Raw genomic sequence first — 12,288 nt, 5'->3', positions numbered from 1 at the left:
TCGGACGGCTGGTTGTCGTACTCAGTGGGGAGAGAGGAGGAATTGAACCTTCATAAATGGAGATGAGTTCGGGTGCAAACGGTTCGTATTCGATCCCCCCTTTATAGGTTATAGCGAAGCGTTTGCCGGAGTTTGCGGCACGCAAAAAATCGTCTTTGGCGATGACGACGATCTCTTTAAAAAGGTTGAACTTTTTCATGACAGGGTATTCCGTTTTTTGGGTGAATTGTAGCATGCGATCGTTCACAGACTCTTACGGGACGATTTAGCAGAGCAGTATAAGCCTCCACTAATTTTTGTTTATGCAAAAATGGAGTATAATTCGCGAAATTTTAAGCCTATGAGCTTACTCTAAGGATACCTTCATGGCATTGAACGTCTACTACGACAAAGATTGTAATATCGAACTCATCAAAAGCAAAAAAGTGGCAATGATCGGTTTTGGATCACAAGGTCACGCACACGCAGAAAACCTTCGCGACAGCGGCGTTGAAGTAGTTATCGGTCTTCGTAAAGATGGTAGCTCATGGGCAAAAGCGGAAGCCAAAGGGTTCAAAGTTATGACCGTTGCGGAAGCATCGGCTTACGCTGACGTTGTTATGATCCTTCTTCCGGATGAAAATCAGGCTGAAATCTACAAAAACGAGATTGAACCGAACCTCAAAAACGGCGCGACCATCGCATTCGGTCACGGGTTTAACATTCACTACGGACGTATTCACCCACGTTCAGACATCAACGTAACGATGATCGCTCCAAAAGCTCCGGGTCATACCGTACGTTCAGAATTCGTTCGCGGCGGCGGGATTCCTGATTTGATCGCGGTCGGACAAAACCCGAGCGGCACAACCAAAGAATTGGCTCTTTCATACGCTTCTGCGATCGGCGGCGGACGTACGGCGATCATCGAAACAACGTTCAAAGACGAAACTGAAACAGACCTTTTCGGAGAACAAGCGGTTCTTTGCGGCGGTGCGGCTTCATTGGTACAAGCAGGATTCGAAACATTGACCGAAGCGGGATACGCTCCTGAGCTTGCCTACTTCGAGTGTCTTCACGAGTTGAAACTGATCGTTGATTTGATGTTCGAGGGCGGAATCGCCGATATGCGTTATTCAATCTCCAACACCGCAGAATACGGTGACTACGTTTCTGGTAAACGTGTTATCAACGCGGAATCAAAAGCGGCGATGAAAGAGATCCTCAAAGAGATCCAAGACGGCCGTTTCGCAAAAGATTTCATCCTTGAAGGTCAGGCGGGTTATCCTCGTATGAACGCTGAACGTGCAAACGCACGTGCGTCATTGATCGAGCAAACGGGCGTTAAACTGCGCACGATGATGCCGTGGATTGCGAAAAACAAAATCGTCGACCAAAGCAAAAACTAATTCTCCGGGGCGCTCGCCCCACAGCTTACGAAAGGGGCTTTCCCTTGCATGCATAAACCTCTTTTCCCTTTTCCCCGTATCTGGCTTAAACGTATCGGACTTTCCATTGCGGTACTCTGTCTGGTTATCATCGCGATGTCCATCGGCTACTTTATCGGATTTAATCAACTCGAAGGTGAACTGTCCAGAGAACGCGAACAAACCAAACAGCTGATAGAAGAGATCAAACTGATTACGTCGATTGACGAGGGGCCGGCGACACGGGCCGATCTGAAAGCGAGCGAACAGGAAAAAGAGATACAGCGGCTGAAACAGGAATTGCAGACAATTCTCGATCAGGAGCGTCCGGCCGGAGCACTCAAGCCTCAGCACGAATACGCGCCGAAAGATTCAAAAGCACTTCCGCCTCCTTCGTATACCCGTCCAAAAGTTCCTGAGGGGAGCGAAGCTAAGCTGGTTATTATCATCGACGACGTTTCGTATGAACGTGACGTCAAATCGATTCGCTCAACCGGGCTGCCTCTGGTAATGTCGTTTCTTCCTCCCAGCCCAAGACATCCGAAATCGGCGGAACTGGCACGGGGAGAGAGCGGTTATATGGTCCATTTACCGCTTGAAGCAGAACATTTTGATGACGAAGAACCTGCGACGATGCGAAGTGAAACCACCGAGGAGGAGATGGCAAAGCGGATAGCCAACCTCAAGCAGCTCTATCCGAACGTTCGTTATATAAACAATCACACCGGCTCTAAATTTACGGCTGATGCCGAAGCGATGGAGAGGTTAATCCGTGTTATGAAAAAAGAGGGGATTACCTTTGTCGACAGCCGTACTACCCCTAAAACCAAAGTTCCGGCAGCCTCATTCAAAAACGGCGTACGCTACATTGGACGGGATGTTTTCCTTGATCACCAAAGCGGGGTTGCCAATGTCAAAAAACAGATTCGCGAAGCGGTGGCAAAAGCCAAACGCCACGGAAGTGCGGTGGCGATCGGTCACCCGCGTCCTGACACGATTCGTGCTCTGAGAGAATCCAAAGAGTTGCTGAATGAGGTCCGATTGGTACGGATCGATCAAATTTGACAATTTGACATAACTCTTTTATGTCCCTCTTTTTTTGGCTATAGTATATGCCAAACAGACAAAAGAGGGCCTATGTTTGCAACCGTATCTACGGTAATTCCCGAACTGGAATCGATGAAGCGGTATCCTGAGCAGCTTTATTACCGCGGGTCACTGCAACTGTTGAACCGCCCTAAAATCTCCATAGTCGGTACACGGCGACCGAATCCCTACACACGATCCATGACGTTTGAGCTTTCCAAAAAACTTTCCATGTCGGGCATGACGATCATCAGCGGCGCGGCGATGGGGGTTGACCGTATCGCCCACGAAGGATCGGGGGCCGCCAGCACCGTTGCCGTCCTCCCTTGCGGCATCGATATCGCGTATCCGGCCGCAAATGCGGAGCTGATACGCTCAATAGAGACACATGGCCTTAGCATCAGCCCGTTTGAGCCCGGCTTCGCGGCACGGGAGTGGAGTTTCGTCGTTCGCAATGAGATCGTTGTGGCATTGGGATCGGCATTGATCGTGGCTGAAGCCGATATCGGGAGCGGGAGCATGCGCAGTGTCGAGTATGCGCTCCAGATGGGCAAACCGATCTATGTCCTGCCGCATCGGCTTCGCGAAAGTATGGCGACCCATCGTCTTGTTGCGGAGGGAAAAGCCACTGCAATCGAAGACATAGATTGTTTTGTCGCCCAGGTCAGCCGGGTATCGCATCAGGCGATTACCGACACGCCGTTTATCGCGTTTTGCCGAAAGGCCCCGACGTACGAAGAGGCAATGGCAAAATTTCCAAGCGAGATATTCGAAGCGGAACTCAGCGGGGCAGTCGAGGTGCGAAACGGGAGGGTGAATGTGGTGTAGAGACGGCTCTTAGTGCTGAGCCGTACTCTCATACCCGTAGTGTTTGACGAGGTAGTTGACGATGATTTGCTGATCTTCTTTGCCGATAGGGGCTTTGAATTCGTTGACCATTTTCTGAACGGTTCCGCTCCAGTACGGACGGCTCTTTTTCCCCTGATTGAGAATGTATCCCCACGAGTGGCAGATAAGACAGTATTGCTGCACCACTTCGTCATGGTCTCCTTTGACCATGGGATAATCGACGTAAGGCATCTCGATCGGTTTGGCGACTTGTGCAAAAAGTACCGTGGATGCAAGGAGTAGGGCGGTTGCGAGTAGTTTTTTCATAAATAGGCTCCTTACACGATTTTCACGTTGACGGCGTCAACGGCATTGTATTGATATCCGCCGGCATTCCAGCCGATCTCATCGGCTTGCGGCTGGATGTTTCCGATGCGGTTGATGGCACGCACCATGATGGTGTATTCCCCTTTGGCTTTGGGTTCCCATTCATAGGCCCACTGGCGGTAAGCGTATTTGCCGTAGTCTTTTTGCAGTACGGTAGAACTCCAGTGTTTGCCGCCGTCGACGGAGATCATGACTTCTTTAATCCCTTTTCCCTGATCGAAGGCAACGCCGGTCACTTTGACGCGGGAACCTTTTTTGATGACGGTATTCGGGGTAGGATAGCCGATGACCGATTTGACTTTCATCGCGGCAATCGGTTTGCGTTTGTATTCGAAATCGCTTCCCGAGACGACGCATTCGCAGTCGTTGTCGGGAACGGTATACGCGACGTCCATGAAAAAGCTGTTTTGGTATTCGTCGAATACGGTGATTTCCGAGAGCATTTTAACCCAGCTGTCGGAGAAATGTCCCGGGATGACGAGGCGCAGAGGGAACCCGTTGAGATACGGCAAATCTTCGCCGTTCATTTCATACGCGACGATCAGTTCGCCGCTGAGGGCCTCATCGATCGCCATTTCGCGGAAAAATTTTGGCGTTGCGTCCATGGCCGGTTTTTCCAGACCGTTAATGCCGACCCATTTTGCCGTCCCTTTGACGCCGGCACGTTCGAGAATGTCTTTGAGACGCACCCCTTTCCATACGGCGCAGCCCATGGCTCCGTGGCCCCATTGTACGCCGTGGGTCGCTTGACCCGTAGCGGCGTAGTATTTGCGGCTGTTTCCGCCGCATTGGAGGACGGAGGTGATCTCTACAGGCTCGAATTTCGCTTTCAGATCGTCAACGCTGAGGGACAGAGGGGTTTCGACCGACCCTTTTACTTCCAGACGAAAGTCGTTTAGATCGATGTATGTCGGAATGTCCGGCATGTGCCATCGGACGAAGAACTGATCGTTGGGCGTGATGGCCTGCGTGAAGATATCGCGCGGCGACTCGAGCAGGGGCGGACGGTCGGAGATGACTTTGAGCGGTTTTTTCTCCGGGAATGCAATCACGGGGGGGATGTATTCAGCCGAACTTGTGATGATTTTTTTCGGGGTTTCTTTACCCAAAAGGGTAGAGGCGCCTAAAATAAGGCCGGCGCCTAAAAAATGTCTGCGGTTAATTTTATCCATGATAATGCCTTGCAAAGGAATATCACTATTTTATCATAATCGAGAGTAATTTAGAGTATAAGCATGGCATCGCCGTACGAAAAAAAGCGGTATTTTTGATCAATCGCTTCGGCGTAGATACGGTGCGTCTCTTCGACGCCGACGAACGATGCCACGAGCATCAACAGCGTCGATTGCGGAAGGTGGAAATTCGTCAGCAGATAATCGACCCTTTGGGGAGGATTGTTCGGATGCAAGAAGAGGTTGGCTTCTCCCTCTCGTTCGCCGGTTCGGACATGGTATTCGACTGTCCGCGTCGACGTGGTCCCGACGCACAGCAGCGGCAAATCGCCGTGGATCAGGTCATACGCGTCTTGAGCGATGTGAAAGTATTCCGAGTGCATCGGATGATCGGTAATGATCTCGGCTTCGACCGGTTTGAAGGTTCCCGATCCCACATGCAGTGTGACGAAGGCGTGAGGATGGCGCGCACAGACGGCATCAAACAGTTCGTCGCTGAAATGAAGCGACGCGGTGGGAGCGGCTACCGCACCCTCGCGGCGCGCGAAAACGCTCTGGTATTCCCGTTCGTCTTCGCTGTTGTCTTCGCGTCCGAGATAAGGGGGGAGGGGAATATGGCCGATCTCGTCAAGCAGCGGCAGAAGCTCTTCAAACCGCAGCCGTTGGCCATTGAGAAAAAATTCGACTTCCCGTGAGCCGTCATCGTGGAGTTTCACGACGGTGGCAGCAAGATCGCGGTCAAATACAAGCTTCGTCCCTTCCTTGACCCGTCCTCGGACGTAGACGTTGATCCGATAGGCGTCCAGCGGGCGGTTGATCAGCAGCTCTATAGCGCCTCCCGATGCTTTATGCCCGTAAAGACGGGCTTTGATCACTTTGGTATCGTTGAAAACAATCGCGCAGTTTTCGGGCAGGAAGTCATCGATTTTGTCGAAGCGGGTATGGGTGATGGATCGGTCGTCGCGATTGTAGACGAGCAGTTTGGCATGTTCGCGCGGGGAGACTGGGAATGCGGCTATAAGCTCTTCGGGGAGCTCATAGTCGTAGCTGGACGTCAGAAGAGGATGGCGATCAGTCAATCGTCTCTTCTTCATCTTCGGCGATGTAAGGTTCTTCTTTGGGGGCCGGATTGACGGCGCGGACGATCAGTATAGAGATGCCGTAGAGCAGCGTCAGCGGGATCGCCATCAGAATTTGGGTTAAAACGTCGGGCGGGGTCAAAATCGCGGAGATGATCATGATAAGAACGATGGCGTAGCGGAAAAAGCCGGTCATCATCCGATCATCGATCAGCCCCATCAATGCGAGGAAATAGCAGATGATCGGAAGTTCGAACGCGAGGCCGAATCCGAACATGATTTTTGCAAAAAAGTCGATGTAATCTTCGATATTGATCAGCGGAACGAATTCGAAAGCTCCGAACGCGATCAGGAAGCTGAAGCCGAAAGGGGTGACGACGTAATAGGCGAACAGCGCCCCTGCAACGAACATGATAGTTCCGCCGAAAATGAACGGATAGAGCATTTTCTTTTCGTTCTCGTAGAGTCCGGGGGCGACAAACAGCCAGATTTGGGCAAGGACGATCGGAAGGGACGCCAAAAGTCCTGCGAAAAACGAGACTTTCATCGCAACAAAAAAAGTTCCGCCGACTTGTGTCGTCGTCACCATCCCTTGCGCGGCATTTTTGGAGACTTTGGCCACTTCTGCCAGAGCCTCGTTGAGCGGTTGCGTCATCCACGACATAATTGGCTCATGAAAGTTGAACATAACGAAAAACATCACGATAACAGTGGCGACACTGATACCGAGTCGTTTACGGAGTTCGGCTAAATGGGGTTTTAAATCGTCAAACATCAGGCATTCTCTTCTTTGGTTTCAGCAGGTTTGGTTTCTTTGGCTTTAGGGGCAAAGGTAATTACTTCGGGTTCTTTGGGCGCTGCAGGGGCGGCTTTGGGCGTGTCGAGGTTGAGGTCATTTTTGACGGAAGTGAGTTCGCTTCCGATTTCGGTGACGTTGGTGAGGCGTTCAAGCTCGGCGCTTGCATCGGTCAGTTCTTTTTTATAATCAAGCGCTTTTTCTTTGATTTCGGAGAGTTTCATCTCCTCTTCCAGCGTTGCACGGGCAGAACTGACTGTTCCTTTGACACTTCGGAAAAACTTTGCGATTTCGACCATCGTTGTAGGAAGTTTGTCCGGCCCTAAAAACAACACGGCAATAATGATGATGATTAATATTTCACCCAGACCCATTCCAAACATAGCGTAATCCTAAAATAATGTAATAATCCGCAGATTTTATCCAAACAAAGTTTAAAACCCTTCAACCCTCAGCGCGATTTCGTCGGCGAGAAGAAAATCGGTATTGAAATAACGGCCGTTTCGATATACGAGTAGTTCCGCCGTGCAGAGCAGATCGGCCTGCTCTTTTTGCCGCGCATTCAAGATGGTCTCATCGACTCCGACGCAGCTGCGAAATCCCAAAAAGAGTTTTTCACCGAGCAGGTCGCTGTCGCTTAGTGCTTCGGCATGGCCGAAGAGGGGATCGGCAACGTAGCCCTCGACGCTGTTGGAAGGATAAAAGCGCTGAGTGTTCAAAAAACCGACGGCACCGCATCCGAGTCCGATGTAGGGCTTGTGCTCCCAGTATCCCAGATTGTGGCGTGAGCGGTATTTCCCGAAATTGGAAATTTCGTACTGCTCGAATCCCTGTTCGGCGATACGGTTGAAAAGCCAATGGGTCAGTTCCAGCCGCTCTTGTGCTTTTTCGGGGGTTTTTTCGAAGGCCGTCGCCTCTTCGATAGTGAGGGCATACAGACTGATATGATCGATCGGGAGGGAAAATGCCGTATCGATATCCCTCTCTAAAAGTTCCTGTGTGTCGCCCTCGACACCGTAGATTAGATCGATCGAGAGGTGTTTGAAGCCGATGTCGGCCGCGTTTCGAATCGCTTGCACGGCATGGGCGGTATTGTGGGCGCGTCCGAGGGTTCGGAGTTTCGCGTCGTCGAAGCTTTGTACGCCGAAACTGAGACGGTTGACTCCGAGGGCGTACATCCCCTCCAGCCATTCGTGTGTCGCACTGTTGGGATTGGCTTCGGAAGTGATTTCGGCATCCCCGGCTAAAAAAGGGGCTACGGCCTCAAACAAAGGGCGATACAGCGAAGGTTCTACGGTCGAAGGGGTACCGCCGCCGATGAAAACCGTCTCGATCCGATTGCCGGGAGAGACGCCGAATCGTTCGAGCTCATGAGGCAGTTGCATCAGCAGGGCATCCATATAATCTTTGCGCAGCGAAAACTTGTCGACATAGGAATTAAACGCACAGTAAGAGCATTTACTGTCGCAAAAAGGGATGTGTATGTATAAAAGCATGATGCAATTATAGTTTTTTAATAGCGAATAGTTTACAATATCCCCTCAAAAAAATGTAAAAGATGGTGAATGACACAAAATTTGTTCTACCGGCCGAACGTAGCGGCGATTATTGTTTCGAGCGATTATCCCGAAACAAAGCAGATATTTATCGCCGAACGTACCGATTTGGAAGGGGTATGGCAGTTTCCGCAAGGGGGGATTGACGAAGGGGAATCGAGCGAAGAAGCCCTGTTTCGTGAGCTCAAAGAGGAAATAGGGACAAAAAAAGTGGAGATCATCGCCGAGTATCCCGAGTGGATCGCCTATGACTTTCCTCCTCATGTCGCGGCCAAGATGGCACCGTATGCGGGACAGAAACAGCGCTACTATTTGGTCCGCTTAAAGCAGGGGGCGAAGATCGACTTGGATACGAAACATCCCGAATTCAAAGCGTATCGCTTCGTCGGTATTGATGAACTTTTTGACCACATCGCCCATTTCAAAAAAACGGTCTATGAACAAGTTGTCTCCCATTTTAGAGCCAAGGGGTATCTGTAATGCTAATCGTACAAAAATTCGGCGGGACAAGCGTCGGGGATCTCGAACGGATCCAAAACGTTGCCAACCGTGTTTCCAAAACCCTCGAGGAGGGGCACCAAGTGGTCGTTGTCGTGTCGGCAATGAGCGGCGAGACCAACAAACTGATCGCCTATGCCGAACACTATACCGATTCGCCTGAACGCCGCGAAGTCGATATGCTGCTCAGCTCGGGCGAACGGGTGACCGCGGCGCTGCTTTCGATTGCGCTCAATGCGATGGGGCACAAAGCGGTTTCGATGAGCGGCCGTAAAGCCGGAATCGTGACGGACAGTATCCATACCAAAGCCCGAATCGAAACAATCGATCCCGCTTCCATGCACGCCGAGCTCGCAAGTGGCAAAGTCGTTGTCGTGGCCGGTTTTCAGGGGGTCAGTGACGAAGGCAACGTGACGACGCTCGGCCGTGGGGGTTCAGACCTCTCCGCCGTAGCGATCGCGGGCGCGCTTGAAGCCGATCTGTGCGAAATCTATACCGACGTTGACGGCATTTATACGACCGATCCGCGTATCGAGCCTAAAGCGCGAAAGATGGATAAAATCAGCTACGATGAGATGCTCGAACTCGCTTCGCTCGGAGCAAAAGTTCTCCAAAACCGCTCCGTCGAATTGGCTAAAAAACTCAATGTCAATCTGGTCACCCGCTCCAGTTTTACCAATGCGGCAGGGACACTTATTACAAAGGAAGAGAATATTATGGAAAAACCACTTGTCAGCGGTATCGCACTCGATAAAAACCAGGCACGCGTTTCCCTCTCGGGCGTCATCGACCGTCCCGGAATCGCGTCGGATATCTTTACCCGTTTGGCCGACAACAGCGTCAACATCGATATGATTATCCAAACCCTCGGCCACGACGGCAAAACCAATCTTGACTTTACCGTTCCCAAAACCGAGCTGATCGATGCGAAAAAAGTGGTTGAGACGTTTATTGCCGAAGGCGAAATCAGCGAAGCGAGCTACGACGAGAACATCTGCAAAGTTTCCATTGTCGGTGTCGGAATGAAATCGCATACGGGCGTTGCGGCCAAAGCGTTCCAGACGATGGCAGCCGAAAACATCAACATCATGATGATCTCCACGTCGGAGATCAAAGTGTCTATGGTTATTGACGAAAAATACGCGGAGCTTGCCGTGCGATCACTGCACAGCGCTTATTCGTTGGATCAATAGTGCGCCGTTTCGATCAATGGACATTGGAATCGATCCGCTCCGAAGGAGCGGCGATGAGCTGGTTCGAAGAGCAGCGGTTTGAGTGGACACCCGCTACGGCCAATGCTTTAGAGCAGGTGATGGAAGGTAAAAGCATTGTTCTCATCACCGATCACGATCGTAAATGGTTTGCCCATTACATCACGTCGTCGCTGAACAAACGCCTTCAAGAACGTCCGATGATTCCTATTGTTTGCATTGATGCTCTTTTCCCGCACTACGACCACATCAGCGGCGGCGAAGCGATCGATACCCTTACCGATATGCTCGATATCACCTTCAAAGGGGAATATTTTTTCTGGTATATCGGCAAAGGGGACGAACGACGTTCCGATATCGCCAAACGCAGCAGTAACAGCCTCTTGTGGATTATGGACGAAAGCTTTCAAAACGCGATTCGTCTTCGTTCGTTCGATCCTCTGATTGACATTAAGCTGTTGCAGATGTACCGGTTGTTTGACAAAACGCTCGGGGCTCTATTATTTGGGGAGATCGATGTTCACGAATGAACGGGGCGGGATCCTAATCACGGAGCAGATTGAAGAGCGGTCCAAAGAGATCGAAGAATCGCTGCATCCCCTGCGCTGCGTTACTTTTTTGTGCGATGATTTCAAGATCGAAGATGCTAAAGAGGTCATTGCCGAAGCATATAAAAGCGAGGCAAATACCAAAACGCTTATTCTCGGGGCCAAAAGTTTTACCGTGCCGGCCCAGAACGCCTTGTTGAAAATCCTCGAAGAGCCTCCCCGCAATATCGTCTTTATCCTTCTAGCCCCCAACAAAAGCACTTTTTTGCCGACGGTACGATCACGTCTGAGCCTGACGCAGGAGAGAAATGCCCGCTATTACGAACCCCTTGCGATTGAGCTGGGCAAGTTGGATCTTGCGGCGATGTTCAGCTTCGTAAAAGAGCATGAACGGCTTAAAAAACATGATGCCAAAGCATTGATCGAGCAGCTTGCTCATCAAGCGGTTCATGTGGAGCGTCTTAGCCTGACTTCCCTTCAGTTGGAAGGGTTTGAGAAGGCATTGCGGCTGCTGGAGCTCAATGCCCGCTTACAGAGCGTGCTGGTCATGGTGTTGATGAATTTTCTGAAAGAGGTAAAACGTGCACGTTGAGAAACTCTCCAATACGACCGATTTACACCGTGAACTTCACAAACTCGGCGTTGATACGGGCGGCATAGCCATTATGGCGGACAAGGGGACGGCGCATGCGATCAAAATCGCCGATCTTCATGTCGGTGCGGCCAATATCCTCAAACAAGATGCCCTGAGCGTCGGAGCCGATCTGGCTGTTCCGCGCGGAACCGTCACCGCATCGGTTCCGCGTGTCGATGCACTGCTGATCGCCAATGAGCGCCAACTCAAAATGCTGATCCAAAAAGAAAAAGCGCAACCGTTCGGGTTGAAGCAGCTCTCAAACGAGTTGGAGAGCTTTTTGCGCCTCGGTGTGAAAAAGAGTGTCTCCGTCATGGGGATTGTCAACGCCAACGACGACAGTTTTCACAAGGATAGCCGTTTTCAGGGGGAAGCGGCATTGCGCCGGATACAACAGATGATCGAAGACGGGGCGGATATGATCGATTTGGGCGGAGTATCGAGCCGTCCCGGCAGCGACAGCGTGAGTGCCGAAGAAGAACTTGCCCGCCTCTCTGCGATTATCGATCTTCTTTACGAAGAAAAAATCTATGAAAAAGTCCGTTTGAGCCTGGACAGCTATGAACCCAAGGTAATCGCCTACGCATTGGAAAAAGGGTTTGCTATCGTCAATGACATCACAGGTCTGGCTAACGATGAGGTTGCGCGCTTGTGCGGTGAATACAACGCTACGGCCGTCATCATGCACATGCTGGGAGACCCTAAAACGATGCAGGAAAATCCTTCGTACGGTTCGGTTGTGCACGACGTGGAGCTTTTTTTCCGTGACCGGATCGAGAAAGCGGAGCGTTTCGGAATCACCGACATTCTTCTTGATTGCGGAATCGGATTTGGAAAGCGGCTGGAAGACAATCTGGCGTTGATTACCCATCAAAAACATTTTTTACGTCTGGGTAAACCTTTGCTGGTGGGGGCAAGCCGCAAGTCGCTGATCAACGGCCTCTATCCTTGCCCGATCGGTGAACGGCTGCCGGGAACTCTCGCGGTTCATCTCAAAGCGATAGAAGAAGGCGCGTCGGTTGTCCGGGTTCACGATGTCAAAGAGCATGTTCAGGCGATACGCGTCTGGGAAGCGTTGCAGGGATGA

14 protein-coding genes and 1 pseudogene are annotated in these 12,288 nt (G+C 51.1%); 8 read left to right on the top strand and 7 right to left on the bottom strand.

Features of this window, described 5'->3' with window-relative positions; translation table 11 throughout:
- A pseudogene (locus JU82_RS09585) lies at positions 1 to 199 on the bottom strand (hypothetical protein); the annotation flags it as partial.
- 166 nt (positions 200 to 365) lie between these two features.
- On the opposite strand from JU82_RS09585, the gene ilvC reads away from it, so the two are divergent.
- The 3 genes from ilvC to JU82_RS09570 all read left to right on the top strand — a co-directional run bounded on the left by ilvC (position 366) and on the right by JU82_RS09570 (position 3,320).
- On the top strand, positions 366 to 1,388 hold the full coding sequence (gene ilvC, locus JU82_RS09580) for a ketol-acid reductoisomerase (protein ID WP_037949857.1): 1,023 nt from the start codon (positions 366 to 368) through the stop codon (positions 1,386 to 1,388).
- 48 nt (positions 1,389 to 1,436) lie between these two features.
- Positions 1,437 to 2,471 (top strand): divergent polysaccharide deacetylase family protein, encoded by a 1,035-nt coding sequence (locus JU82_RS12060; protein ID WP_294892762.1) that lies wholly within the window; start codon positions 1,437 to 1,439, stop codon positions 2,469 to 2,471.
- Positions 2,472 to 2,543: 72 nt separating this feature from the next.
- The gene (locus JU82_RS09570) at positions 2,544 to 3,320 is read left to right on the top strand and encodes a DNA-processing protein DprA (RefSeq protein ID WP_037949854.1); all 777 of its coding nucleotides are present in this window, start codon (positions 2,544 to 2,546) and stop codon (positions 3,318 to 3,320) included.
- Between the two features lie 9 nt (positions 3,321 to 3,329).
- Here JU82_RS09570 and JU82_RS09565 read toward each other — a convergent pair whose 3' ends face one another.
- The 6 genes from JU82_RS09565 to hemW are packed head-to-tail and all read right to left on the bottom strand — an operon-like array spanning position 3,330 to position 8,250.
- Positions 3,330 to 3,647 (bottom strand): hypothetical protein, encoded by a 318-nt coding sequence (locus JU82_RS09565; protein ID WP_037949851.1) that lies wholly within the window; start codon positions 3,645 to 3,647, stop codon positions 3,330 to 3,332.
- 11 nt (positions 3,648 to 3,658) lie between these two features.
- On the bottom strand, positions 3,659 to 4,879 hold the full coding sequence (locus JU82_RS09560) for a molybdopterin-dependent oxidoreductase (RefSeq protein ID WP_037949848.1): 1,221 nt from the start codon (positions 4,877 to 4,879) through the stop codon (positions 3,659 to 3,661).
- 50 nt (positions 4,880 to 4,929) lie between these two features.
- A complete protein-coding gene (queA, locus tag JU82_RS09555; protein ID WP_294892760.1) occupies positions 4,930 to 5,958 on the bottom strand; it encodes a tRNA preQ1(34) S-adenosylmethionine ribosyltransferase-isomerase QueA in 1,029 nt (342 codons plus the stop codon).
- A complete protein-coding gene (gene tatC / locus JU82_RS09550) occupies positions 5,951 to 6,733 on the bottom strand; it encodes a twin-arginine translocase subunit TatC (RefSeq protein WP_037949840.1) in 783 nt (260 codons plus the stop codon). Before tatC ends, queA begins: the two co-directional genes overlap by 8 nt.
- On the bottom strand, positions 6,733 to 7,137 hold the full coding sequence (gene tatB, locus JU82_RS09545) for a Sec-independent protein translocase protein TatB (protein ID WP_037949836.1): 405 nt from the start codon (positions 7,135 to 7,137) through the stop codon (positions 6,733 to 6,735). Before tatB ends, tatC begins: the two co-directional genes overlap by 1 nt.
- Before the next feature lie 51 nt (positions 7,138 to 7,188).
- The gene (hemW, locus tag JU82_RS09540; RefSeq protein WP_037949833.1) at positions 7,189 to 8,250 is read right to left on the bottom strand and encodes a radical SAM family heme chaperone HemW; all 1,062 of its coding nucleotides are present in this window, start codon (positions 8,248 to 8,250) and stop codon (positions 7,189 to 7,191) included.
- Positions 8,251 to 8,319: 69 nt separating this feature from the next.
- Between hemW and JU82_RS09535 the strand changes: the two genes are divergently transcribed.
- From JU82_RS09535 to folP, 5 genes are read left to right on the top strand one after another with little or no spacing between them, the layout of a single operon-like run.
- Positions 8,320 to 8,790, top strand: a complete 471-nt coding sequence (locus JU82_RS09535) for an RNA pyrophosphohydrolase (protein ID WP_037949830.1) — start codon at positions 8,320 to 8,322, stop codon at positions 8,788 to 8,790.
- The gene (locus JU82_RS09530) at positions 8,790 to 10,001 is read left to right on the top strand and encodes an aspartate kinase (RefSeq protein ID WP_037949827.1); all 1,212 of its coding nucleotides are present in this window, start codon (positions 8,790 to 8,792) and stop codon (positions 9,999 to 10,001) included. Before JU82_RS09535 ends, JU82_RS09530 begins: the two co-directional genes overlap by 1 nt.
- Positions 10,001 to 10,549 (top strand): HobA family DNA replication regulator, encoded by a 549-nt coding sequence (locus JU82_RS09525; protein WP_037949825.1) that lies wholly within the window; start codon positions 10,001 to 10,003, stop codon positions 10,547 to 10,549. The genes JU82_RS09530 and JU82_RS09525 overlap by 1 nt, the downstream gene beginning before the upstream one ends.
- Positions 10,536 to 11,159: a DNA polymerase III subunit delta' gene (locus tag JU82_RS09520; protein WP_037949823.1), complete on the top strand. Its 624-nt coding sequence runs from the start codon at positions 10,536 to 10,538 to the stop codon at positions 11,157 to 11,159. Before JU82_RS09525 ends, JU82_RS09520 begins: the two co-directional genes overlap by 14 nt.
- A complete protein-coding gene (gene folP / locus JU82_RS09515) occupies positions 11,149 to 12,288 on the top strand; it encodes a dihydropteroate synthase (RefSeq protein ID WP_037949819.1) in 1,140 nt (379 codons plus the stop codon). The genes JU82_RS09520 and folP overlap by 11 nt, the downstream gene beginning before the upstream one ends.

It is taken from the genome of Sulfuricurvum sp. MLSB (assembly GCF_000747095.1).
Taxonomy (GTDB): Bacteria; Campylobacterota; Campylobacteria; order Campylobacterales; family Sulfurimonadaceae; genus Sulfuricurvum.
The sequence above is the reverse complement of the archived record's forward strand: the minus strand, read 5'-3'. Positions and strand labels throughout refer to the sequence as shown.